Annotated in this window: 18 protein-coding genes; 4 read left to right on the forward strand and 14 right to left on the reverse strand. The window is 69.7% G+C overall.

Features of this window, described 5'->3' with window-relative positions:
• Nucleotides 1-182 precede the first annotated feature (182 nt).
• The 3 genes from ACIRP7_RS00795 to ACIRP7_RS00805 form a co-directional block, all read right to left on the reverse strand.
• Nucleotides 183-4289, reverse strand: a complete 4107-nt coding sequence (locus tag ACIRP7_RS00795; RefSeq protein WP_403652018.1) for an Rne/Rng family ribonuclease — start codon at nucleotides 4287-4289, stop codon at nucleotides 183-185.
• A 263-nt stretch (nucleotides 4290-4552) separates the two neighbouring features.
• Nucleotides 4553-5317 (reverse strand): TIGR03936 family radical SAM-associated protein, encoded by a 765-nt coding sequence (locus ACIRP7_RS00800; RefSeq protein ID WP_403652021.1) that lies wholly within the window; start codon nucleotides 5315-5317, stop codon nucleotides 4553-4555.
• A gap of 48 nt (nucleotides 5318-5365) precedes the next feature.
• Nucleotides 5366-6553, reverse strand: a complete 1188-nt coding sequence (locus ACIRP7_RS00805) for a hypothetical protein (RefSeq protein WP_403652024.1) — start codon at nucleotides 6551-6553, stop codon at nucleotides 5366-5368.
• A 122-nt stretch (nucleotides 6554-6675) separates the two neighbouring features.
• Here ACIRP7_RS00805 and ACIRP7_RS00810 point away from each other — a divergent pair, with 122 nt between their 5' ends.
• The 4 genes from ACIRP7_RS00810 to ACIRP7_RS00825 all read left to right on the forward strand — a co-directional run bounded on the left by ACIRP7_RS00810 (nucleotide 6676) and on the right by ACIRP7_RS00825 (nucleotide 10867).
• Nucleotides 6676-7260, forward strand: a complete 585-nt coding sequence (locus tag ACIRP7_RS00810; protein WP_393599833.1) for a TerD family protein — start codon at nucleotides 6676-6678, stop codon at nucleotides 7258-7260.
• A 181-nt stretch (nucleotides 7261-7441) separates the two neighbouring features.
• Complete coding sequence (locus ACIRP7_RS00815) at nucleotides 7442-8140, forward strand: DUF899 family protein (RefSeq protein ID WP_403652027.1); 699 nt, start codon at nucleotides 7442-7444, stop codon at nucleotides 8138-8140.
• A gap of 116 nt (nucleotides 8141-8256) precedes the next feature.
• A complete protein-coding gene (locus tag ACIRP7_RS00820) occupies nucleotides 8257-9096 on the forward strand; it encodes a class II glutamine amidotransferase (protein WP_403652030.1) in 840 nt (279 codons plus the stop codon).
• Between the two features lie 151 nt (nucleotides 9097-9247).
• Nucleotides 9248-10867 carry a recombinase family protein gene (locus ACIRP7_RS00825; protein ID WP_403652033.1) on the forward strand — a complete coding sequence of 540 codons (1620 nt, stop codon included), beginning with the start codon at nucleotides 9248-9250 and terminating at the stop codon, nucleotides 10865-10867.
• 220 nt (nucleotides 10868-11087) lie between these two features.
• On the opposite strand, the gene ACIRP7_RS00830 is transcribed toward ACIRP7_RS00825, so the two are convergent.
• The 11 genes from ACIRP7_RS00830 to ACIRP7_RS00880 form a co-directional block, all read right to left on the reverse strand.
• On the reverse strand, nucleotides 11088-11771 hold the full coding sequence (locus tag ACIRP7_RS00830) for a replication initiator (RefSeq protein ID WP_403652036.1): 684 nt from the start codon (nucleotides 11769-11771) through the stop codon (nucleotides 11088-11090).
• A gap of 347 nt (nucleotides 11772-12118) precedes the next feature.
• Nucleotides 12119-14089 (reverse strand): TIGR03960 family B12-binding radical SAM protein, encoded by a 1971-nt coding sequence (locus ACIRP7_RS00835; protein WP_403652039.1) that lies wholly within the window; start codon nucleotides 14087-14089, stop codon nucleotides 12119-12121.
• Between the two features lie 76 nt (nucleotides 14090-14165).
• On the reverse strand, nucleotides 14166-15665 hold the full coding sequence (locus ACIRP7_RS00840) for a CHAD domain-containing protein (protein ID WP_403652042.1): 1500 nt from the start codon (nucleotides 15663-15665) through the stop codon (nucleotides 14166-14168).
• Nucleotides 15666-15729: 64 nt separating this feature from the next.
• Nucleotides 15730-16929 (reverse strand): rod shape-determining protein RodA, encoded by a 1200-nt coding sequence (gene rodA / locus ACIRP7_RS00845; RefSeq protein ID WP_403652045.1) that lies wholly within the window; start codon nucleotides 16927-16929, stop codon nucleotides 15730-15732.
• Nucleotides 16926-19175, reverse strand: a complete 2250-nt coding sequence (gene mrdA, locus ACIRP7_RS00850) for a penicillin-binding protein 2 (RefSeq protein WP_403652048.1) — start codon at nucleotides 19173-19175, stop codon at nucleotides 16926-16928. The genes rodA and mrdA overlap by 4 nt, the downstream gene beginning before the upstream one ends.
• 80 nt (nucleotides 19176-19255) lie before the next feature.
• Nucleotides 19256-19933: a rod shape-determining protein MreD gene (gene mreD, locus ACIRP7_RS00855; protein ID WP_403652051.1), complete on the reverse strand. Its 678-nt coding sequence runs from the start codon at nucleotides 19931-19933 to the stop codon at nucleotides 19256-19258.
• An 11-nt stretch (nucleotides 19934-19944) separates the two neighbouring features.
• Nucleotides 19945-20892, reverse strand: coding sequence for a rod shape-determining protein MreC (gene mreC / locus ACIRP7_RS00860; RefSeq protein ID WP_403652053.1), 948 nt, complete (start codon nucleotides 20890-20892; stop codon nucleotides 19945-19947).
• 115 nt (nucleotides 20893-21007) lie between these two features.
• Nucleotides 21008-22027 (reverse strand): rod shape-determining protein, encoded by a 1020-nt coding sequence (locus ACIRP7_RS00865; protein ID WP_371584296.1) that lies wholly within the window; start codon nucleotides 22025-22027, stop codon nucleotides 21008-21010.
• Nucleotides 22028-22336: 309 nt separating this feature from the next.
• Nucleotides 22337-22750: a nucleoside-diphosphate kinase gene (gene ndk / locus ACIRP7_RS00870; RefSeq protein ID WP_403652055.1), complete on the reverse strand. Its 414-nt coding sequence runs from the start codon at nucleotides 22748-22750 to the stop codon at nucleotides 22337-22339.
• A gap of 64 nt (nucleotides 22751-22814) precedes the next feature.
• Complete coding sequence (locus ACIRP7_RS00875; protein ID WP_403652058.1) at nucleotides 22815-23198, reverse strand: DUF4233 domain-containing protein; 384 nt, start codon at nucleotides 23196-23198, stop codon at nucleotides 22815-22817.
• A gap of 9 nt (nucleotides 23199-23207) precedes the next feature.
• Nucleotides 23208-24692, reverse strand: coding sequence for a bifunctional folylpolyglutamate synthase/dihydrofolate synthase (locus ACIRP7_RS00880; protein WP_403652061.1), 1485 nt, complete (start codon nucleotides 24690-24692; stop codon nucleotides 23208-23210).
• Between the last annotated feature and the right edge of the window lie 110 nt (nucleotides 24693-24802).

Below are 24802 nucleotides of genomic sequence, written 5' to 3' on the forward strand. Positions count from 1 at the left end.
CAATCACGGCTCACATCATAACCCTGAGGACAGGCCGGGGATTCACCGGCCATTCACACGATCGATCACCGGTTGACAACTTTCCGTCGGACGCAATAGCCACAGAATCACGAAATCCGCCCCCGGCGAACCGGGAACGGATTTCGATCTTCAGACGGCCGAAACTAGGCGGTGACCGTCCGTCAGGCCTCCTCGGCCGGGGTCGAGACGGACCGCGGTGACTGCTGCTCGGCCGAGACCGTCTTCTTCGACGTCGCCTTCTTCGCGGTCGTCTTCTTGGCGGCGGTCTTCGTCGCGACCGTCTTCTTGGCAGCGGTCTTCTTGGTCGCGGCCTTCTTCGCCGTGGCCTTCTTGGCCGTCTTACGGGCCGTCTTCTTGGCCGGAGCCGCCTCCTCGGCGGGCTCCGCCACCTCGACCGGCGCCTCGGCCGAAGGCACGACCACGACGGCCGCCTCCCCGGACGCGGTGGGCGCGGTGGCCTTGCGGACGGCACGGCGGCGCGGACGGACCGGGGCGCTCTCGGCGACCGCCTCGGGCTGGGCCTCGGCCGACACCGCCACCGGCTCCTCGGCCTGCGGCTCGACCACCGGCGCGGCCTCGGCGACCGTCACCACGGCTGCCTCCGCACCCGTCGGGGAACCGGCCGGCGCCGATGCCCTACGGGTGGCCCGGCGACGCGTACGGCCCTTGGGAGCGGCCTCGTCGGCGGCGGGCTCGCTCACGGGAGCGGCCTCGACGACCGGGTCCTCCGCCGCGACCGGCTCGGCCTGCACCTCGGCGGCCGGCTCCGGCTGCACGGGACGCTCGACCTCGACCTCGGCCGGCACGGCCTGAGCGGTCGGCACCTCGACGTCCTCGAAGACCGGGCTCTCCTGATCGGCCGGCGCCTCGGCACCGCCCGACCGCCTCGACCCGGCACCCCGAGGGGCACCGGCGGGAGCGGACGCCCGGCGGCCGGACCTGCGACGGCCACGCCCACGCGTGGCCGCGGCCTCCGCCTCGGCGACGCTGCTGTACAGCTCCTCGTCCGGGGCGAACTCGGCGGGCGTGAGCGCGATCGGCTCGGCCACCTCGGCGGCGAGCTCCGCCTCGGTCTCGACCTCGAGGTCCTCGGACGCCTCCACGGCGGCCACGGCCTCGTGCGTGTGCTCCTGCCCGTCGCCGCCGCGCCCGCGCTTCTTGCGCTTGCTGCCGCCACCGGCGGAGGTCGGCGTCTCCATGTGCACGATGACACCGCGGCCGTTGCAGTGGACGCAGGTCTCCGAGAAGGACTCCAGCAGGCCCTGGCCGACCCGCTTACGGGTCATCTGGACCAGGCCCAGCGAGGTGACCTCGGCGACCTGGTGCTTGGTCCGGTCCCGGCCCAGGCACTCCAGCAGACGCCGCAGCACCAGGTCCCGGTTCTGCTCCAGCACCATGTCGATGAAGTCGATCACGATGATGCCGCCGAGGTCGCGCAGCCGGAGCTGACGCACGATCTCCTCGGCCGCCTCCAGGTTGTTCCTGGTGACCGTCTCCTCCAGGTTGCCGCCCTGGCCGGTGAACTTGCCGGTGTTGACGTCGACGACGACCATCGCCTCGGTCCGGTCGATCACCAGCGAACCGCCACTGGGCAGCCAGACCTTGCGGTCCAGCGCCTTGGCGAGCTGCTCGTCGATCCGGTACGTGGCGAAGACGTCGACCTCGGAGGTCCACCGCGACAGCCGGTCGGCCAGGTCCGGGGCGACGTGCGAGACGTACCCGTGGATGGTCGACCAGGCCTCGTCACCACTGACGACGACCTTGGAGAAGTCCTCGTTGAAGATGTCGCGGACGACCCGGACGGTCATGTCCGGCTCGCCGTAGAGCAGCGTCGGGGCGTTGCCGCTCTTCGCCTTCTTCTGGATGTCCTCCCACTGCCCCTGCAGCCGCTCGACGTCGCGGCGCAGCTCGTCCTCGCTCGCACCCTCGGCGGCGGTGCGCACGATGACGCCCGCGTCCTCGGGGACGATCTTCTTGAGGATGGTCTTCAGACGGGCGCGCTCGGTGTCGGGCAGCTTGCGGCTGATGCCGGTCATGGAGCCCTCGGGGACGTACACGAGGTAGCGGCCCGGGAGGGAGACCTGGCTGGTCAGACGCGCACCCTTGTGCCCGATCGGGTCCTTCGTCACCTGGACGAGCACGGGCTGGCCGGACTTGAGCGCGGACTCGATGCGGCGCGGCCCGTTGGCCATGCCCAGCGCCTCGAAGTTGACCTCACCGGCGTAGAGCACCGCGTTGCGGCCCTTGCCGATGTCGATGAAGGCGGCCTCCATCGACGGCAGCACGTTCTGGACCTTGCCCAGGTAGACGTTGCCGACGTACGAGGTGGCCTGCTCCTTGTTGACGTAGTGCTCGACGAGCACACCGTCCTCGAGGACGCCGATCTGGGTGCGCTCACCGCTCTGCCGGACGACCATCACGCGCTCGACGGCCTCGCGGCGGGCCAGGAACTCGGCCTCGGTGATGATCGGGACGCGACGGCGCCCCTGCTCGCGGCCCTCGCGGCGGCGCTGCTTCTTGGCCTCCAGACGGGTCGAGCCCTTGATGGACTGCACCTCGTCGGACGGCTCGGCCTTGGCGCGCGGCTCGCGCACCTTGACGACGGTCCGCTCGGGGTCGCCGTCACCGGGCTCGATGTCGACGGAGGAGTCACCTGCCCGACGCCTGCGGCGACGGCGGCGACGGCTGGAGCTGGAGCCGCCGGACTCGTCCGAACGGGCGTCCTCGTCGTCCTCGTCGTCCTGCTCGGCGTCGTCCTCCTCCGGTGCCAACTGCACGGACTGCGCGGACCGTCCGGACCGCCCGGTCTGCTCGGCGTCCTGTTCGTCGGAGTCCTCCGGGTCGTCGTCACCGGACGCCTCGGCGGACTCACCGCGGCGACGGCGACGGCCACCGCGGCGGCGGCGCCTGCGCGACCCGCTCTCCTCGGCGTCGTCCTCCTCGGCGGAGTCCTCGACGGAGTCCTCGCCGGCGTCGTCCGCCTCTTCTTCTTCGACGACGGTCTCGGCGACGGTCTCCTGCGCCTCGGGCTCGTCACCGGCACCCCGGCGCCGGCGACGGCGCCGCGACCCGGTCTGCTCCTCGGCGATCTCCTCGACCGGCTCGACGGACTCGGCCGGCTCGCTCTGCCCGGCCTCCGCCTCGGCGGCGGCCTCGGCGGCGGCCCGCTGCGGGGTCTGGAACTGCGGCTCGGTGAAGACGGGCGCCTGGAACACGGCGACCGCGGGCCGGGCCGGCCGACGCGGCGAACCGTCCTCGTCCTCGGTACCTCCGGCGCGGCGCGCGGGCTCGGAGAACCCGGTGGCGGCCTGCCGGACGGACCGCCGACGGCCACGGCGCGGGGCGGCCTCCTCGGCGGCGGGGGCGGGAGCGGGGGCCTCAGCGGCGGGCTCCCGCACGGCGGGGGCCTCGGCAACCGGCTCGGACGGCGCGGCCTCGACGGCCTCGCCCTCGGGGACACCGGCGGGCGCGGAGACGCGACGCGTGGCACGGCGGCGGGTACGACGCGGGCCCGCGTCCTCGGCATCGGCGCTCTCGGCGGGCACTTCGGCGACCACCGGCGCGACGGTCTCGGTGACCTCAGCGGCAGCGGGCGCCGCCTCCACGGCCTCGGCGACCTCGGCGGCCTCCGGAGCACCGGCGGGCGCGGCGGCACGCCGCGAGGCCCGGCGACGCGTACGCCCGGCGGGCGCCTCGTCGGCGGTCTCGGCCGCGGCAGGCGTCTCGGCGCTCACCGGAGCCGCGGTCTCACCGGCTTCGGCCTCACCGGCCGCGGCGGCACCGGCGGGCGCGGACACCCGACGGGTGGCGCGCCGACGGGTACGCCCGGCGGGCGGAGCCGCGTCCTCGACCTCAGCGGCAGCCTCGGTCGCTGTCTCGACGGCGGGCGCCTCGGCGGCGACCACCGGCACCACGGTCTCGGCGGCCTCGGGAGCCGCGGTCGCCCCGGCGGGGGCGGACGCCCTACGGGTCGCACGCCGACGCGGACGCGCGGCGGGCGCGGCGGTCTCGGCCGGTTCCTGCGTCTCAGCGCTCTCGGTGTTCGCGGTGTTCTCGACGGTCTCGTCGAGCTTCTCCTCCTCGTCCGTCACGAGGTCCTCCGCCTCCGCGGCCGGTACGGCCGGAGCGACGATCTCCTCGCCGCCCGGAGCGGCGGCGACCGGCGGTCCCGCCGGCCTGGAAGCGGCACGGCGCCGACGACGCGGCGGCAGGGTGTCGCTCGGAGTGTTCTGTTCGGAACCCTCGAGGGGTTCGGTCGGTTCGAGCATGCGGGCTTGTCTCCCGTCAGGCTCCCGGGCGCCGCACCTGGTCCGGCGAGAATGCCGGTGACGTCCGCGGCTCGCGCGATGCGCGGTGCCGCCGTCCGGGGCGCGGGCGCCGCACGGGAGCTCTCTGTGTCCTGTCTCGCCGGTTCCGTACGCCCTTGTTGGGTACGGCCTGGCGAAAGTCTTGTGGTCGGTGCGCTGCCCGACCCAGGTGGCTCCCGAGTACGAGGGCTGCGCTACGACGCCCGTCCTTCGCGGGACCTTCCTTACGCCGGCGCCTTCGCGGCGGCAGTCGCTTCGGCCGTTGAGTGGGCCGTAACTGCCTCGCGGTCGGGCGCGAGCGGGTCGGTCACCGTGCCGGTCTCTTCATCGAGCAGCCCCTGCGCCAGCCTGGTCACCGCTGCGGGGACCGGCGGCGCCAGGTCGGCCACGGCGCGGAGACCGGACAGGACGTCGTCGGGTCGAACGGCAGGCGTCACGTGCCGAACAACCAGCCGCAGTATCGCACAGGGCTGGTCGGTCGGCCTATCAGCAGGTTCACTGTGCGTTTCAAGTCGTACGACCGCGGGGCGGGCGTCGAAGGTCCGAAGGCCGTTCTTGGTGGTGCGCTGGACCTCGACCGCCTCGGCGGTGTTGAACGCGGCGACCGCGCGCCCGGCCTCCGCCGGGTCCACGCCGTCCAGCCTGAGCTCCCACACGGAAGCGGTGAGCCGGTCGGCGAGTCCCGAGGTCCGGGCCTCGACCGCGTCGACGACGTCGAGCCCGGCGGGGAGCGACTCGTCGAGGAGGAGCCGGAGCTTCTCCGGGTCGCGCGCCTGCGTGAGCGCGATCTCCAGGTACTCCGCCTCACTGCCCGTGCCGGTGGGTGCGGCATTGGCGTACGACACCTTCGGATGCGGTGTGAACCCCGCCGAGTACGCCATGGGCACCTCGGCGCGGCGCAGCGCACGCTCGAAGGCGCGCTGGAAGTCACGGTGGCTGGTGAACCGGAGGCGGCCGCGCTTGGTGTAGCGCAGTCGGATGCGCTGCACCGCCGGTGCGGGCGGCGGGCCTTCGGGCTGTCGCTTGCCCAGTGTCGCTCAGTCCTTCGTGAGTGCGGTCGTACTGCTACCAAGAGTACGTGTGTCGGCGCCCGTCGGTTCCCGGGGGGACACCACCTGCGGTTGCCCCCGATCCCCGAACAGCATGCGCCGGACATCGGCCCGGGCCTGCCGTACCGACTCCCGGGCGGAGGCGAGTGCGGCCCGGGTGATCCGGCCCACACTGCGCGCGGCCTCGGCGACGGGGCGCAGCACGGCGTCCCGGATCACGTGCCCGACAGGGGTCAGGACCTCGCGGTACACCCAGCGCACCGGCTCGACGAAGATCCACCGGAAGAGGGTCGCGAGGAACCGGCCGACGGCGAGCGAGATGTGCCCGGCGATCCGCCAGGCGTGCCCGAGCGCGTCCCGGACCTCCCGGCCGACGACGACGAGAACCCTTCCCACGGGCGCGAGAACCCAGCGCCACAGGGCGAGCGCGGGCAGCACGAGCAGGATGCGCGCGATCCAGTACAGGGCGAGCCCGATGCCACTGACGACGGCGCCGACGACGGCGCTCACCAGCCAGGCGAGCCCACGGGCGCACCAGGCGATCGCGCGCCCGATCGGCGTGAAGATCCAGACGAGCAGGGCGCCGACCCCCTTGACGAGCCATACGATCCCGCGCCCGACCGGCGTGAACATGCACGCGTACACCCACACCAGGCCGGCCACGATCCCGTGCCCGACCCACGCGAGGCCGCGTCCGGCCAGTGTGAGAATCCAGACAATCCCGGCGCCCAGGCCCCTGAGCAGCCACACCGTCCCCTGCCCGACCGGAGTGAGCACGCGCGCGTACACCCACCCCAGCCCCGCCACGACTCCCCGCACGACCCACGCGACGCCATGCCCGACCGGCGTCAGTACAGACCGGTACAGCCACACCAGGGGGACGACGAGGAGTACCTTGCCGAGCCAGCCGACCGCTTTGGCGAGGGGCACGACCACGTATCGCCACACGGCCACGCAGGGCCACACGACCAGGGCCCGCCACAGCGGCCGCAGCAGGCTGTCCCGCAGGAACCGCCCCGCCACGACGAGCGCGTCCCACACGAGCCGCACGGGCACGACCAGCACGAGCACGACGATGCGTACGGGGATGCGAATCGCGACAGTGAGACATCCCTCGGGCGGGGCCGGGGACGGGGGTGGGGGCGCCTGTGGCGCGGGCTGCTTCTCCAGGTCCATAACGACGTAGACGCCTCAGTTCCCCGTCCGGATCCAGTACCGCGGCAGGAGACGCGGTGCGGAGAGCCTACCGAGGCGGGTCCGGTCTGGGACCTCGGTGAGAGCCCGTGCACTATGTCCCCATGATTACGCTTACGAAGGAAGACGGCCCCGCCGACCTGGACGGCGTGACCCACCTGTCCATAGGGGTCTCCTGGGACCCCACCGCGGGTGCCAGCGGCGGAGTGATCGGCAAGCTCCGCCGCAAGACCGGCACGGATCTCGATCTGATCGCCATAGCCATGCACGACGGCGACCCGGTGCGCCTGGCGGGCCTCGACTCGCTCGACCCCATCGGCAACGGCTCCCTGCTCCACAGCGGCGACAACCAGACCGGCCACGGGGACGGCGACGACGAGACGGTCACCGTCGAGTTCGCGAAGCTCCCGCCGCACATCACGTCGATCGTCTTCGTCGCCGCCGCCTACAAGAAGGGCAGCTCCTTCCAGAAGGCCCGCAACATCAGCTTCAAGGTCTACGACGCCACCGGCGGCAGCTCCCAGCAGGTCGCCGACATCTGGCCCAGCATGCTCACCACGGACAACGGCTGTGCGGTCGCCAAGGCGGTCCGAGTCGGCAACACCTGGAAGCTCGAAGTCATCAACACCACCGGCAAGATCAAGCAGGGCGACGAACTGGCCCTGATGCGCTTCGCCGCGAGCAAGTAGCCGACGGCGGGGCAAGGATCCGGGGGAGAGGGCCGGGGGCCACACCATGGGCAGCCCTCCCCCTCGCCCCCCCTTCGAGCTCTCCCTCTCCCTCTCCATCGACCGATGAGTTTTGAAGCCCGACAAGGTCTGCCTCTGCAGAAGCGAAAGCCGCGTACGCACTCACTCTGTGAGGGGACCCATGACCGCACAAGCACTGCCTCCCGTCGTCGACGCCGCGACGTGGGAGCACCGGCTCGGGGAACTGCGAGCCCGGGAGAAGGCCGCGACGCGGGAACTCGACGCCATCGCGGCCGAGCGCCGTCGCCTGCCGATGGTCGAGATGCCCGACTACACACTGGAGAGCGAGGACGGCCCCGTACGGCTGGCGGACGTCTTCGAGGGCAAGCGCCAACTGATCGTCTACCACCACATGTGGTCCGCCGGTCAGGAGTGGCAGTGCCCGGGCTGCACCGGCTTCACCTCGCAGTACACCCGTCTGGAGTTCCTGGACAACTACGACGCCCGGTTCGTCGTCGTCACCCAGGGCCCGATCGGGGAAGCCCTCGCCTACAAGGAGCGGGTCGGCAACAGGATGCCGTGGTACTCGACCGTGAACAGCCCCTTCGGGGCCGAAGTCGGCGCCCCGCCCGACGGAGGATTCGCGGTCAACGTCTTCCTGCGCGACGGCGACACCGTCTATCGCACCTGGCACACCAACGGCCGCGGCACCGAGCAACTGAGCCACACCTTCGCCCTGATCGACCTCCTCCCGTACGGCCGCCAGGAGGAATGGCAGGACTCCCCGGACGGCTGGCCCCAGTCCCCCACCTACAGCCGCTGGGCCACGTCGAAGGACATCGCGGCGCTCTACGGCCCGAGGCCGGCCGACGGGCACTGAGCCCGAACCCGGGCGGGGCGGCCGCGGACCCTCCACGTCCTGCTCTCCTCGCCCGGTCGGTCCATACTGAAGGCAGGAGTGACGCCGCCCTTCGTGCGAGGAAGGTGAGTGCGCACATGTGCCGTTGGATCGCCTACTCAGGCACACCCGTCCTTCTCAGCCGCGTCCTGTTCGAGCCTCGCCACAATCTGATCGACCAGAGCCTGCACTCCCGCATGGGAGTGGAGACCACCAACGGTGACGGCTTCGGCATCGGCTGGTACGCGCAGGAGCTCACCACACCGGCGGTGCTACGGGACGTGGGCCCCGCGTGGAACAACCGGAACCTGCAGGAAGTCGCTCACCACGTCCGTTCGGGTCTCTTCTTCGCCCACATCAGGGCGACGACCGGAACAGCCGTCCAGCAGACCAACTGCCACCCCTTCCGAAGGGACCGCTGGCTGTGGATGCACAACGGCATGATCAACGACTTCCATCTGCTCAGACGTGACCTGGCCCTGGCCGTCGACCCGGCCCTCTACCCCGAGTTGGAGGGTTCCACCGACTCCGAGCTGATGTTCTACCTGTCCCTGACGTTCGGTCTCACCGAGGACCCGCCGGGTGCCGTGGCCCGCATGGCCGGCCTGGTCGAGGAGACGGGCCGCAGACACGGCGTCCCCCACCCCCTCCAGATGACCATCGCCCTCTCCGACGGTGACCGCCTCTGGGCCTTCCGTTACTCCAGTGAGGGCTCGTCGCGGTCCCTGTTCTACAGCACCCGGGTGGAGTCCCTGCGCGCGCTCCACCCGGACGCCGAGTTCCTCCAAGAGGTCGGTGAAGAGACCCGCCTCGTCGTCTCCGAGCCCCTGGGCGACCTGCCCGGCGCCTGGAACGAAGTACCCGAGAGCAGCTACGGCCTCGTCCAGCCGGGCCAGGACATGCTCCACCCCTTCAAGCCCCAACTCCCCCAGCCGTAGCCTCAGTGAGAGTGCCCACTCGAAGCGGGCGCCGGACCAGCGTTCTTGACCGTCAGGGGCAGCAGCTTCTTCCCCGTCGGTCCGATCTGGATGTGGGTGTCCAGCTGCAGCCATATACCAACGGGGCCAAAACAACGCTACCGTGGCCGACATGGGGAAACGGACGAGGACACGCACTCCAACTGACCGTGGGCAGTACGACGTTGAGTCCGAATGGAGTGAGGCCGACTTAGCACTCTTGGAAGAGCTGCAGAGGGCGGAGGCCCTGTTACCCCACGACGCACCGCGCGCACTCTTGTCAGTGCGGCTGTCCGTCCTGACGGATGACACGACGTCGCCTGTCCGGCAGGAGCTCGATCTCCGCGTGCTCGCCAGGGAACGCGGCTACCGGGTGGTCGGCGTTGCGAGCGATCTCAACGTGTCGGCGACGAAGGTCCCACCGTGGAAGCGCAAGGAGCTCGGTGACTGGCTCAACAACAAGGCGCCCGAGTTCGACGTACTGCTCTTCTGGAAGCTGGACCGCTTCGTACGACGGCTCACAGACCTCAGCACCATGATCGATTGGTGCCTGAAGTACGGCAAGAACCTGGTCTCCAAGAACGACTCGATCGATCTGACCACGACCGCCGGGAAGATCATGGTGACGATCGTCGGCGGCATCGCCGAGATCGAGGCCGCCAACACGAGCACGCGCGTCGCGAGCCTCTGGGAGTACACCAAGACTCAGAGCAGCTGGCTCGTAGGCAAGCCCGCATACGGCTACGAGACAGCGGAGGACGACGGCGGCAGGGTCGTCCTCGTCTTCAACGACGATGCGTACAGGGCGCTGCATTGGTGCCGCAATGCCGCCATGCGCGCGAAGCCGGCTTCCGCTCGCCGTATGGCCAGGGTTCTCGTCCGCGCAGGAGTCTGCGGACCAGGCCTGACAACGGCGACCCTCATCCGTCGGCTCCGGAACCCAGCCCTGATGGGCTACCGCGTAGAAGAGGACAAGAACGGAGGCGTGCGCCGTTCGAAGGTCGTGCTGGGCAGTGACGCCAAGCCCATCCGCGTGGCAGAGCCGATCTTCACCGAGGACGAGTTCAGCAGCCTCCAGGCCGCCTTAGACCGACGTGGAAAGAACCAGCCCACCCGCGCTCCGGGCGGCGCCACACAGTTCCTCGGGGTCCTGATCTGCGACGACTGCGGCACCAACATGACGGTACAGAAGACCCGAGTCAAAGAGCGGTCCTACATGTACCTCCGGTGCGGCAAGTGCAAGGCCGGAGGCCAGGGCGCACCGAACCCCTATGAGATCTACGGCAAGCTCGTCGAGGACGTCCTGAAGGTCCTGGGCGACGAGCCGGTCATGACGCACGAGTACCGGCAAGGCGCTGAGGCCCGCAAGGAACAGCAGCGCCTCGAACAGTCCATCAGCTACTACATGACGGGGCTTGAGCCCGGAGGCCGCTTCACGAAGACTCGGTTCACCAAGGAGAAGGCGGAGAAGACCCTCGACGACCTCATCAAGCAGCTGGAGGCCATCGACCCCGAGTCGACCAAGGATCGATGGGTGGCCGTGCACAACGGCAAGACCTTCCGGGCCCACTGGGAGGAGGGCGGCATGGAAGCCATGGCCGCGGATCTGCTCCGGGTCGGCGTGCAGTGCAAGATCAAACGGAGCAAGGTCGCAGGCGTACGCGCGCCACGCATCCACATGAAGCTCATGATTCCCAGGGACGTGCGGGACCGTCTGATACTCAAAGAAGACGATTTCGCTGAAGCCTTCTGACGACAGGCGTGACCTATGGATGCGGTGCTGCCGCACTGAAGAGCAGTGGTAGGCAGCGTCCCCACTCACTCGAACCACGACACGGGGTCGAACGGCTCCTCCGTACCGTCATCGTCAACCATCACGATCTCGCTTTCGATCAAGATCCGGGCCCTGTCGTCGTCAGGTCGGGGCGACAACGAGCGAAGAGGCTGTCGGGGCTCGCGTTCAGGGAGCGCGGCTATCCGCACCACTCCCCCTCACGCCTCGCCTCAAGGCCGAGCCGCCGGGACTCCGCGAGGTCATCGGCGATTCCGGCAGCGATGAACGCAGCGCCTGGCGTGTGGCCGGAACCGACGTAGCGCCAGTGCCTCTCGGTGACCGCGTCGGGCAGGTCGCCATGGCCCATGTGGTCAGCGCGTTCGGCGCGGAGCACTGCGTACGTCGTCGAGTAGACGCGGGACTTGGTCAGGATGTGGCCCCGGTAGCCCAACGTGTGAGCCCAGGCCCGAAGGCGGAGGGGCGCGTACTCAGGAAGTCCACCAAGGCGCCAGCAGGTACGCATGAGCGTACGGACATGACCGTTGACCGGTGCCGTGTCGATTTCGGCGACGGTGGAGAGCGAGTGGTCCAGGCCGGCGCCGGTCTCGCTCGCCCCCTTGGTGACGTACTTGGCCACGTATGCGGCACCGGCGTCATCATCGAGTCCACGCCCATCGATACGCAGGGGCCGGACGTCGATCTGGACGCCCCATCGCGCAACGTGTGGCAGCCCATGAGGATGCCCGTGGCGTTGTTGCGGCAGCCGTCGGGCCGCCCTCGGACCGGTGCCCCGCAGGTCACCGGTGCTTGGAAGAAAGACCACAGCAGGACCAAGGCCGACAAGACAATGATCACCACTGGGCCGGCTGCCGCATTGATCCATGCCGCAATGAGAAGTGCCCCGGCCAGGACACCCCACCACTGCCCCAAACCACCGAACCGACTGCGTCTCGCCCCCGAGGTCGCCATGCCAGTAATCGTGGCTACAGACCTAGCGAATCATGCACTCAGCAGACGATATGACCGAAAGGAGGCCCTGGGGCTCATACCCACTCCACCACGGACACGATCCGCGACGGACCTCCAGGACCTGGCAGCGGCGTTCGGCTAGGCGCCGACAACGATGCGGGACGAGAAGCCGAGGCGCCAGCCGCAACAAGCGCAGCCTGCAACTCCTCCTCACTCGCCCCTGCCAACGCCTCAACCACCCGATCGAGTGCCTCGCTCACCTCAGTGCGTGTGACCACTCGAAGCCGGCGCCGGACCACCGTTCTTGACCGTCAGCGGAAGCAACTTCTTCCCGGTCGGGCCGATTTGTATGGCCGTGTCCAGCTGCGGACACACCCCGCAGTCGAAGCAAGGCGTCCACCGGCAGTCCTCAACCTCTGTCTCGTCGAGGGCGTCCTGCCAGTCCTCCCAGAGCCAGTCCTTGTCGAGGCCGGAGTCGAGGTGGTCCCAGGGGAGGACTTCCTCGTAGGTCTTCTCGCGGGTGGTGTACCAGTCGACGTCCACGCCGAAGGCGGGCAGCGTCTTGTCGGCGCAGGCCATCCAGCGGTCGTAGGAGAAGTGCTCGCGCCAGCCGTCGAAGCGGCCGCCGTCCTCGTAGACGGCGCGGATCACGGCGCCGATGCGGCGGTCACCGCGGGACAGAAGGCCCTCGACGATGCCCGGCTTGCCGTCGTGGTAGCGGAAGCCGATCGAGCGGCCGTACTTCTTGTCGCCGCGGATCTTGTCGCGGAGCTTCTGCAGGCGGGCGTCCGTCTCCTCCGCGGAGAGCTGCGGGGCCCACTGGAAGGGGGTGTGGGGCTTGGGGACGAAGCCGCCGATGGAGACCGTGCAGCGGATGTCGTTCTGGCCGGAGACCTTGCGGCCCTCGGCGATCACCTTCGTCGCCATGTCCGCGATCTGGAGGACGTCCTCGTCCGTCTCCGTCGGCAGGCCGCACATGAAGTACAGCTTCACCTGGCGCCAGCCGTTGCCGTACGCGGTCGAGACCGTACGGATGAGGTCTTCCTCGGACACCATCTTGTTGATGACCTTGCGCATGCGCTCCGAGCCGCCCTCGGGGGCGAAGGTCAGGCCCGAGCGGCGGCCGTTGCGGGTCAGTTCGTTCGCCAGGTCGACGTTGAAGGCGTCCACGCGGGTGGAGGGGAGGGACAGGCCGATCTTGTCCTCCTCGTACCGGTCCGCCAGGCCCTTCGCGATGTCGCCGATCTCCGAGTGGTCCGCCGAGGACAGCGAGAGGAGGCCCACCTCCTCGAAGCCCGTCGCCTTCAGGCCCTTCTCCACCATGTCGCCGATGCCCGTGATGGAGCGCTCGCGGACCGGGCGGGTGATCATGCCCGCCTGGCAGAAGCGGCAGCCGCGGGTGCAGCCGCGGAAGATCTCGACGGACATGCGTTCGTGGACCGTCTCCGCGAGGGGGACGAGGGGCTGCTTGGGGTACGGCCACTCGTCGAGGTCCATGACCGTGTGCTTGGACACGCGCCACGGGACGCCCGACTTGTTGGGGACCACGCGGGCGATACGGCCGTCCGGGAGGTACTCGACGTCGTAGAACGCCGGGATGTACACCGAGCCCGTCTTCGCGAGGCGGAAGAGGACCTCTTCGCGGCCGCCCGGCCGGCCCTCCGCCTTCCACTCGCGGATGATCTTCGTCATGTCGAGCACGGCCTGCTCACCGTCGCCGATGATCGCCGCGTCGATGAAGTCCGCGATCGGCTCGGGGTTGAAGGCCGCGTGGCCGCCGGCCAGCACGATCGGGTCGTCGAGCGTACGGTCCTTGGACTCCAGCGGGATGCCCGCCAGGTCAAGGGCCGTGAGCATGTTGGTGTAGCCCAGCTCGGTGGAGAAGGACAGGCCGAACACGTCGAAGGCACCCACGGGCCGGTGGCTGTCCACCGTGAACTGCGGGACCCGGTGCTCGCGCATCAGCGCCTCCAGGTCCGGCCACACGCTGTAGGTGCGCTCGGCGAGGACGCCCTCCTGCTCGTTCAGGACCTCGTAGAGGATCATGACGCCCTGGTTGGGCAGCCCCACCTCGTACGCGTCCGGGTACATCAGTGCCCAGCGGACATCGCAGGACTCCCACGGCTTGACGGTGGAGTTGAGCTCACCGCCGACGTACTGGATCGGCTTCTGCACATGCGGGAGCAGAGCTTCGAGCTGCGGGAACACCGACACTGCGGTTTCGGCTGACATCTCGCACTTCCATGGACGGACAGGGGTGACCATCTAGCCTAACGCGGCCGCGGCCGGCCCCCGTACGCCCGAAAGGTCACAGGGCGTCCGCCGCCCCCTTGATCCCGTCCCAGACCCCGGGCAGCTCCGCCTCCACCGCCGCCGCCCGGCGCTCCTCGCGCCCGTACAGCAGGCCGTACGTGAAGGCGCTCTCCCCGCCCGCGTGGGCGACCGCGGACAGCTCGCGCAGGGTCTGCCGGGCCATCACGCTGTCCTGGTGCTCCCCCAGCAGGTTCTGGAGAGCCTTCATGGACTTGACCATGGTCTTGGCCGGCTTGCCGAGGGCTGGGCGGGCCGCCTCGGCCGCGTAGCGGGTGCGCTTGGTCTTCTTGCGGGCCTCGTGGATCGCGACGTCCCGGTCGGTGCCGGGCTCCAGTTCCAGCGCCCGCCCGACGTGCCCGGAGACCGTGCGGAAGTCCTTCCGCACGGCCTTGGCGATCACCTTGTGGGGCTTCTTCCCGGCCGCCTTGAGCAGTGGCGGGTCCGCGATCAGCGCGTCGAGAGTGTCGAGCAGGGCGAGGTATCGCCGGGAGTCGAGCACTCCGATCAACCGCGCGCTCGCCCCGCCGGGCCGGACCCCCGACCAGGCGCTGAGGCGTTCGCCCACGGGCCCGGAGACCAGCGCCCCGGGCACCTCGTCGAGGGCGGCCGACAGGCGCTCGCTGAGCACCTCGCGGTCCCGGTCCACGCCCAGTTCGCCGGCGAGCCACTTCAGCTCGTCGCCGATCGGGTCGGTGACGGCCCGGTCGAGGACCTTGCCGTACGACTTGAGGGTGCTGCGCAGCCGGCGGGTGGCGACGCGCATGCCGTGCACGGAGTCCTCGGCGTCCTGGCGGACGGCCGGGTCGAGTGCGACGATCGCGTCCCGCTGGGTGCGGACGTACGCGAGGACGTGGTCGCCCGCGGTCACCGGGGCCCCGGTGACGGGGCTCTTCTTCCTGGGCGCGGTCTCCGCGAGGGCCCGGGCCAGCTTCGAGGAGGACCCTGAGGGCCGTAGGCCTGCCTTGCGCAGGCGCTTGTCCACCTTGTCGAGGAAGGCGGGGTCGCCGCCGTCGGCGAGTTCCACCTCGATCTCGGTCCACTGGGCGCCGCCGACGCCGCCGCTGAGCCGCTCGGCGTGCACGGCGTCCACGCTGACCTCGGCGAGCAGCCGGCCGTCCGTGTCGAGGAGGTGGCGCACATCGCGCTCCGAACGCAGCCGGACCACGGGCAGCAGCTCGGCGTCCCGGACGCGGGAGCGGACCAGGGCGACGAGTTCGTCGGGGAGGGTGTCGGAGAGCGGGGCCCGGATCTCGTCGCGTACGCCCTCGGAGACGGGGAACTTCAGATGCCAGCCGGCGTCCGATCCACCCGTGCGGCGGCGCAGGGTGATGGAGGACGCCATGAGGCGTTCGTCGGGTGTGTCGTAGTAGGTGGCGTCCAGCCGGGCGACACCCTTGTCGACGACGGTCTCGACCCCGGCGACTTTGGTCAGGTCGGGCAGGCCGCTGTCCTCGGACTCATACTTGCGTTCGATCTCCCGCTTTGTGTCCGCCATGATTCGAATCTAGTGGTCGGCCCGGGGTTTCGGCAGGGGGTCACCGCCACCCGGCTGACCCCGGCTAAGCCGACATCGGCCGCTGCACCTTGATCGACTGCAGCAGCCCTATGGCCACCCAGACCGCGAACATCGAGGATCCGCCATAGGACACGAACGGCAGCGGAAGACCGGTGACCGGCATGATCCCGAGGGTCATGCCGATGTTCTCGAAGGCCTGGAAGGCGAACCAGGCGACGATCCCGGCGGCCACGATCGTGCCGTACAGCTCGGTCGTCTCGCGGGCGATCCGGCAGGCCCGCCACAGGACGACCCCGAGCAGGAGGATTATCAGGCCCGCGCCGACGAAGCCCAGTTCCTCGCCGGCGACGGTGAAGACGAAGTCGGTCTGCTGTTCGGGGACGAACTGGCCGGTGGTCTGCGAGCCGTGGAAGAGGCCCGCGCCGGTGAGCCCGCCCGAACCGATGGCGATCCGGGCCTGGTTGGTGTTGTAGCCGACGCCCGCCGGGTCGAGGCTCGGGTTGGCGAAGGCCGCGAAACGGGCGATCTGGTACTCGTCCAGCACCCCGAGCTGCCACACCGCGACCGCTCCGAGCGTGCCCGCGCCCAGCAGTCCGAAGACCCAGCGGTTGGAGGCGCCGGAGGCGAGCAGCACACCGAGCACGATGATGACCATGACCATGACCGACCCGAGGTCGGGCATGAGCATCACGATCAGCATCGGGACGGCGGCCAGGCCCAGGGCCTGGAGCACTGTGCGGTGGTCGGGGTAGGGCTTGTCGCCCGCGTCGACCCGGGCCGCGAGGAGCATCGCCATGCCGAGGATGATCGTGATCTTCACGAACTCCGAGGGCTGGAGCGAGAAGCCGCCGCCGAGCACGATCCAGGAGTGGGCGCCGTTGACCGTGGAGCCCAGCGGGGTGAGGACCAGCAGGAGCAGGAAGAGCGAGGCGCCGTACAGCAGGGGCACGGCGGTGCGCAGGGTGCGGTGGCCGACCCACACCGTGCCGATCATCAGGGCGAACCCGATGCCGGTGTTCATGAGGTGGCGGATCAGGAAGAAGTAGGGGTCGCCCTGGTTGATCTCGGTGCGGTTGCGGGTCGCCGAGAAGACCAGGACCGAGCCGATCATGGACAGGGCGAGGGCCGAGAACAGTATCGGCCAGTCCAGCCGGCGGGCGAGTGAGTCGCGGGCCAGCAGCCGGGTCCAGCCCGCGCGCGCGGGGCCGTACCCGGAGACCTGGAAGCTGTTCGCCCCGGTCATGTGAGCATCCTCCGGCTTCCCCTCCTGCGGCGCCGCCTGCGGGTGTCACGGTTCCCGTTGGTCGGCGTGTTCACGGTCGCGCCCTGCTGCGTCGCGGCCGGCTCGGGCGTGGCCTCCTGGCTCGCCCGCTGGTCCTTGGCCGGGTCCTTGGCGATCTTCGGGGACTTGATGGTCCCGTCGGTCTGGACCTTGGGCAGGCTCTTCTCGGGGGTGGGCAGCAGCGCGTTCTTCTTGTCGATGGTGCCGTCGGCCGAGACGCCGTACATGGCGTTGTAGATGTGGCGCACTGCCTCACCCGAGGCGCCGGAGCCGGTGCCGGCCTGGGCGATCGTCATGACGACCGTGTAGTCCTTGGAGTACGTGGCCAGCCAGGACGTCGTCTGCTTGCCGTAGACCTCGGCGGTGCCGGTCTTGGCGTGCAGCGGGATCTTGTCCTGCGGCCAGCCGCCGAACTTCCAGGCGGCCGTACCGCGGGTGACGACGCCTTCCAGGGCGGCGTCCATGCCCTTGATGGTGGCCTGGTTGATCGGAAGCTTCCCGGTCGCCCTGGGCTTGATCTCCTGGACGGTCCTGCCGTCGGCGCTGATGATCGCCTTGCCGATGCTCGGCTGGTATATGGTCCCGCCGTTGGCGAGCGCCCCGTAGATCCTGGCCTCCTGGATCGGGGTGACGAGGGTGTCGCCCTGACCGATGGAGTAGTTGATGGAGTCACCCTCGCGCATCTTGTTGCCCTCGAGGCAGTTCTCGTACGCGATCTTCTCGACGTAGGTGCCGTCCTTCTTGCCGGTCCTGCACCAGGAGTCCTTGTTGGCCTTCCAGTACGACTCCTTCCACTGGCGGTCGGGGACGCGGCCGGTGACCTCGTTGGGCAGGTCGATGCCGGTCTCCTTGCCGAGGCCGAACTGGTGGGCGGCCTTGTAGAAGTAGTCCTTCGGCTCACCCTTCTTGGGGTTGATGCCGCCGTCCTTCTTCCACTCCCGGTCGGCGAGACCGTAGAAGACGGTGTCGCAGGAGACCTCCAGGGCGCGGCCGAGCGAGATCGGGCCGAAGCTCTCCCCCTCGAAGTTCTTGAAGACCTGGCCGCCCACCGAGTACGAGCTGGTGCAGGGGTAGCCGCCGTCCCACTCGTAGCCTGCCTCGACCGCGGCGGCCGTGGAGACGACCTTGAACGTCGAACCGGGTGCGGACTGACCCTGTATGGCCCTGTTGAGCAGCGGGTAGTCGGAGCCCTTGCCGGTGAGCCTCTTGTAGTCCTTGGCGGAGATTCCGCCGACCCAGACGTTCGGGTCGTAGGTCGGGGCGGACGCCATCGCCACGATCCGGCCGGTCTTGGCCTCCATCACGACGACGGCGCCCGAGTCGGCCTTGTAGTTCTCGCCGGTGATCTTGTCCAATTGCTTGCGGGCGATCTTCATCGCCTGGTTCAGCTCGTACTCGGCGACCCGCTGGACGCGGGCGTCGATGCTGGTGACGAGGTTGGCGCCGGGCTGGGCCGCGTCGGCCTCGGCCTCGCCGATGACACGGCCGAGGTTGTCGACCTCGTAGCGGGTGACGCCGGCCTTGCCGCGCAGTTCCTTGTCGTACTGGCGCTCGAGACCCGAGCGGCCGACCTGGTCGGAGCGCAGGTAGGGCGAGTCGGTGTCCTGGGCCTTGGTGATCTCCTCGTCGGTGACCGGGGAGAGGTAGCCGAGGACCTGGGCGGTGTTGGCCTTGCCGGGGGCAGCGTAGCGGCGTACGGCCTGCGGTTCGGCGCTGATGCCGGGGAAGTCCTCGGCGCGCTCGCGGATCTGCAGGGCCTGCTTGGGGGTGGCCTCGTCGGTGATGGGGATCGGCTGGTAGGGCGAGCCGTTCCAGCAGGGCTGGGGCGTCTTGGCGTCGCAGAGCCGGACCTTGAGCATGACGTCCTGGGCGGACATGCCGAGGACCTTGGCCAGCTTGGCGAGGACGGCCTTGCCGTCGTCCTTCATCTTCAGCAGGTCGGTGCGGGAGGCGGAGACCACCAGGCGGGTCTCGTTGTCCGCCAGGGGCACTCCGCGGGCGTCCAGGATCGAGCCGCGTACGGCGGGGTCGACGACCTGCTGGACGTGGTTGCCGGAGGCTTCCTTGGCGTACGCGTCGCCCTCGCGGATCTGGAGGTACCAGAGGCGGCCGCCGAGGGTGCCGAGGAGGGACAGCACCAGGATCTGGATGACGACGAGTCGGATCTGGACCCGTGGGGTCCGTCCGGTCTCGGGGATATTGGTCACTGCGGCTGCCGCCCCCTCTCAGTGTGTGTACGTGTCATATACGGCGAACCTGTGAACGCGGGCCGCCGACTCGCCTGGGGTCACAGCCGCTTGACCCCCTTGATGCGGCCCACCCGCCCGGTACGGGTCCGCGTCTTGGTCTTCAGGCCGCCGAGGCCGCCGCGCTGGCCGCCGATCTTCAGGCCGGTGCCCGAGGAGAGCCAGCCCGAGGAGATGTCCGCCGACTTGGCCGTGGAACCGGCCTCGGCGAGCGGGTCGTTGTCGGCGCGCCGGGCGAGCGCCATGATGCCGGGCACGACGAACGGGGCGAGCAGCAGGTCGTACAGGGCAGCGGTGAACAGCAGGCTGGGCAGGCCGACATGACGGGCGGCGGTGTCGCCGACGAGGGCGCCGACCCCGGCGTAGAGCAGGGTGGTGCCGATGGCGGCGGCGGCCACGACGACCATGGGACCGGTGGCCGACTTGAGTCTGCCGTTCTCCGGTTTGGCGAGGCCGGCGAGGTAGCCGATGACGCACAGCACCAGGGCGTAGCGGCCGGCGGCGTGGTCGGCGGGCGGGGCGAGGTCGGCGAGGAGTCCGGCGGCGAAGCCGACGAGGGCGCCGCCGACATGGCCGTAGACCAGGGCGAGGCCGAGGACGGTGAGGAGCAGCAGGTCGGGGACTGCGCCCGGGAGGTGCAGGCGGGCGAGGACGCTCACTTGGACCACCAGGGCGACCACGATCAGGGCGGAGGACAGCAGGATCCGGTTGACGCGCATGACTACAGCTCCTACTGCTGTTGCTGGATCTGGCCGCCGACCGGCGCAGTGGCGGACGGGGTGACGGTGACCGTCACGGTCGGCGTGGGCGTCGGTTTCCGTTTGGCGGGCAGCACCGTGTCGCGCGGGTCCTTCTTCGGGGTCTGGACGACGACACCGACGATGTCGAGCTTGGTGAAGCTGACGTACGGCGTGACGTAGACGGTGCGGGTGAGGTCGCCGCCGGAGGGGTCGACGCGGGAGACCACGCCGACCGGGACGCCGGGCACGAACGGCTTGTCGGCCTGCGAGCCGAAGGTGACCAGGCGGTCGCCCTTCTTCACCTCGGCCTTGCCGTTGAGGAGTTCGACGCGCAGCGGGCGGTCGCCCTGTCCGGAGGCGAAGCCGAGCTCGTCGCCGGCCTCCATGCGGGTGCCGACGGTGAAGTCGGGGTCGTTGGCCAGGAGCACGGTGGCGGTGTTCGGGCCGACGGTGGTGACGCGTCCGACCAGTCCGTCGCCGTTGAGGACGGTCATGTCGCGCTGGATGCCGTCGTTGACGCCGACGTCGATGGTGATGGTCCAGGAGAAGCCCTGGGCCGCTCCTATGGCGATGACCTCGGCGCCCTTGATGCCGTACTGTCCCTCGCCGGCGATCTTCAGCATCTTGTCGAGCTGCTTGAGGCGGCTGGAGTTGCGGTCGTCGCTGCCGAGTCGCGCCTTGAGGGCGGCGTTCTCCTTCGTCAGCTCGGCGAGCCGGTCGTGCCGCTCGCCGGAGTCGCGGATGGCGGAGACCGCGTTGCCGACCGGGTCGACCGCGGCGGACACACCGTTCTCGATGGGGCCGAACACGGCGGCCGCGCCTTGGCGGGCACCGTCGACCGGCGAGTCCTCCCCGCCGCGGATGTCCACCGTGATCAGCGCGAACGCGACGGCGATCAGCAGCACCAGGAGCAGCCGGCTCTCTCGTGTGTCCCTCACGTGCGGCGGCCGTGCCCTTCTCATTGAAGTTGCGTTTGTGGGAGCTTATGCCTCTATATCAACGATCCGCCGCACGAGAGGAGATCATCTCGTACGGCGGAATCGAAGAGTTACGTCATCTGCGCGGCTGGGCGTCCAGCACCTGCTGGAGCGCCTCGAATTCCTCGACGCACTTGCCCGCGCCCAGCGCCACGCTGTCCAGCGGGTCCTCGGCGATGTGGATCGGCATGCCGGTCTCCCGGCGCAGCCGCTCGTCGAGCCCGCGCAGCAGGGCGCCGCCGCCGGTGAGGACGATGCCGCGGTCCATGATGTCGCCGGAGAGCTCCGGCGGGCACTTGTCGAGGGTCGTCTTGACCGCGTCGACGATGGCGTTGACGGGTTCCTCGATCGCCTTGCGGACCTCGGCGGCCGAGATGACCACGGTCTTGGGCAGCCCGGAGACGAGGTCCCGGCCGCGGATTTCGGTGTGTTCGTCAGCATCGAGGTCGTATGCCGAGCCGATCGTGATCTTGATCTGTTCGGCCGTCCGCTCACCGAGGAGGAGGGAGTACTCCTTCTTGATGTGCTGGATGATCGCGTTGTCCAGCTCGTCGCCCGCGACGCGGATGGACTGGGCGGTGACGATGCCGCCGAGCGAGATGACCGCGACCTCCGTGGTGCCGCCGCCGATGTCCACCACCATGTTGCCCGTGGCCTCGTGGACCGGCAGGCCGGAGCCGATGGCGGCCGCCATGGGCTCCTCGATGATGTGCACCTGGCGGGCGCCGGCCTGGGACGACGCCTCGATGACGGCGCGGCGCTCGACGCCGGTGATGCCCGAGGGGACACACACGACGACGCGCGGCCTGGCGAGATACCGCCGCTTGTGGATCTTCAGGATGAAGTAGCGCAGCATCCGCTCGGTGATCTCGAAGTCGGCGATCACGCCGTCCTTCAGCGGCCGCACGGCAACGATGTTGCCGGGGGTCCGCCCGATCATCTTCTTCGCTTCGGCGCCGACCGCGAGGATGCCACCCGTGTTGGTGTTGATCGCGACGACGGACGGTTCGTTGAGTACGATCCCGCGACCCCTGACGTACACCAGCGTGTTGGCGGTCCCGAGGTCGACAGCCATGTCACGGCCGATGAACGACATTGAGTTCCCCATCAGGATTCGTGTGGCCTTCCCTGGGAGCTTTTGAGGGCTTTTCAGGTCGGCGAAGTGGGTGCAGTGACGTGAAGGCTTCCATCGTAGACGCGCCTGCACGAACACTGCGCGAGGGTCTTCGCCATTGTCAGCAGATCGAACACCGCCTCGCTTGTGGAGACGGTCCATAGGGGGCACGCGTTCCCCCGATCGGCACGCATATGCCGGAGGACGGCCGAAAACGTACGGCCGCCCCAGGTCAGACAGTCAGGTGAACTGACACCCTGTCAGAAAATGCCACGAAACCTACGCGCCGGACTATGCGCGCCCGGGGAAGAAGATCTTCACCTCGCGCTCCGCGGACTCCTCCGAGTCGCTCGCGTGGATCAGGTTCTCGCGGACGATGACGCCGAAGTCGCCACGGATGGAGCCGGGCGCGGCGGAGATCGGGTCGGTCGGGCCGGCGAGGGCGCGGACGCCCTCGATGACCCGCTCGCCCTCGACGATCAGCGCGACGACCGGACCGGAGGCCATGAACTCCACCAGCGGCTCGTAGAAGGGCTTGCCCTTGTGCTCGCCGTAGTGCTGCTCCAGCGTGTCCTGGTCCAGGGTGCGCAGCTCCAGCGCGGTGATCTGCCAGCCGGCCTTGCGCTCGATACGGCTGATGATCTCGCCTGTCAGGCCACGACGGACTGCGTCGGGCTTGAGGAGGACGAGGGTGCGCTGGCTCACGAGGGGCTCCTAACCTGCTGACATGTGCGGTGGGACGAGGTTACAGGGCGTGTCGGTACGTTCGTCACACAGCGTCAGGTGTAGTGGAGTGCGCCGGGCCGGCTTGGGCGGCTTGGTCCGCCTGCGCGGCGAATCTCGCCTTCGCCTCGTCGATCTTCCGGCCGTAGTGCACGGAGGCCCACCACAACGCCGCGAAGATCGCGCCCATGAAGAACATGGTCGGGATGACGAAGCCGGAGGCGATCAGGGCGACCTGGAGCGCCCAGCCGAGGGCGACGCCGCCGGGCCGGGTCACCATCCCGCACAGCGCGAGGCACAGGAACATGGCGATGCCGCTGACCGTCCACACCGTGGACGTGGCCAGGTCGGGGTCCTTCATCGCGACCAGTCCGGCGAAGCCGATGACGAACAACTCGCCGATCAGGGTCGATGCACAGAGCGTACGCATGGCCGCGGCTCAGCCCCTTCCCAGCAGCAGCCGGGCCTCGCCGACCGTGATGACCGAGCCGGTGACCAGCACACCGCCGCCCGCGAACTCGCCGTCCTCCTCGGCCAGCGTGATCGCCTCCTCCAGGGCGTCCGGCAGCCGCGGCTCGACCTGCACGCGCTCCTCGCCGAACACCTCGACGGCGATCGCGGCGAGCTCGTCGGCGTCCATCGCGCGGTGGCTGGAGTTCTGCGTGATCACGACCTCGGCGAGGATCGGCTCGAAGGCCTCCAGAAGCCCCCGAACGTTCTTGTCGCCGCTCGCGCCCACCACGCCGATGAGCCGGCTGAAGTCGAAGGCCTCGCCGACCGCCTCGGCCGTCGCGCGGGCGCCCGCCGGGTTGTGGGCGGCGTCCAGGACGACGGTCGGGGAACGCCGTACGACTTCGAGGCGGCCCGGGGAGGAGACGGCCGCGAAGGCCTTGCGGACGGTGTCGATGTCGAGCGGGTCCGGGCGCTGGGCACCCACCCCGAAGAACGCCTCCACGGCGGCGAGCGCCACCGCCGCGTTGTGTGCCTGGTAGGGGCCGTGCAGCGGCAGGTACACCTCTTCGTACTCACCGCCGAGACCGCGCAGGGTCAGCAGCTGCCCGCCGACGGCGACCTGCCGGGAGACCACGCCGAACTCCAGCCCCTCGCGCGCGACGGTCGCGTCCACCTCGACTGACTTCTTCAGCAGGACCTGCGCCGCGTCCACCGGCTGCTGGGCCATGATGACGGCCGCGTCCTGCTTGATGATCCCGGCCTTCTCGACGGCGATCTCACCGGGCGTCTCGCCGAGCCGGTCGGTGTGGTCCAGATCGATGGGCGTGATCACGGCGACATCGCCGTCGATGACGTTGGTGGCGTCCCAGGAGCCGCCCATGCCGACCTCGACGACGGCCACGTCGACGGGCGCGTCCGCGAAGGCGGCGTACGCCATGCCGGTCAGCACCTCGAAGAAGGACAGCCGGTACTGCTGCTGACCGTCGACCATCTCGATGTACGGCTTGATGTCGTCGTACGTCTCGATGAACCGCTCGGCCGAGATCGGGGCGCCGTCCAGGCTGATGCGCTCGGTGACCGACTGGACGTGGGGGCTGGTGTACCGGCCCGTGCGCAGTTCGAAGGCGCCCAGGAGGGCCTCGATCATGCGGGCGGTGGAGGTCTTGCCGTTGGTCCCCGTGATGTGGATCGAGGGGTACGACCGCTGCGGCTCGCCCAGCAGGTCCATCAGGGCGGCGATACGGCTGACCGAGGGCTCCAGCTTGGTCTCGCCCCAGCGGCCGGCGAGCTCCGCCTCGACCTTGCGCAGGGCCTTGTCGACCTCCGGGTCCTCAGGGCGTCCGGGCACGTCGGCCTCCGGCGGGGCGCCCTGGGTGCGCAGGGTGCGGCTGCCGGCCTCGATGACCGCGAGGTCGGGGTCGCGGTCGGTCTCGGCGGCGACGATCTCGTCGAAGGGGTCGGTGTCACTCACGCAGTCAGTCTACGGACGGCGACCGACAGAGCGCCCACGGAGTGGGGTGGCTGCGCTTCGGGGGCGGCCGGGCAGGCGCAGGGCCCGGAGTCCAGAAGACCCAGGGCCCC

It is taken from the genome of Streptomyces sp. NPDC102270, assembly GCF_044766405.1.
In the GTDB taxonomy this organism is placed as follows: Bacteria; Actinomycetota; Actinomycetes; order Streptomycetales; family Streptomycetaceae; genus Streptomyces.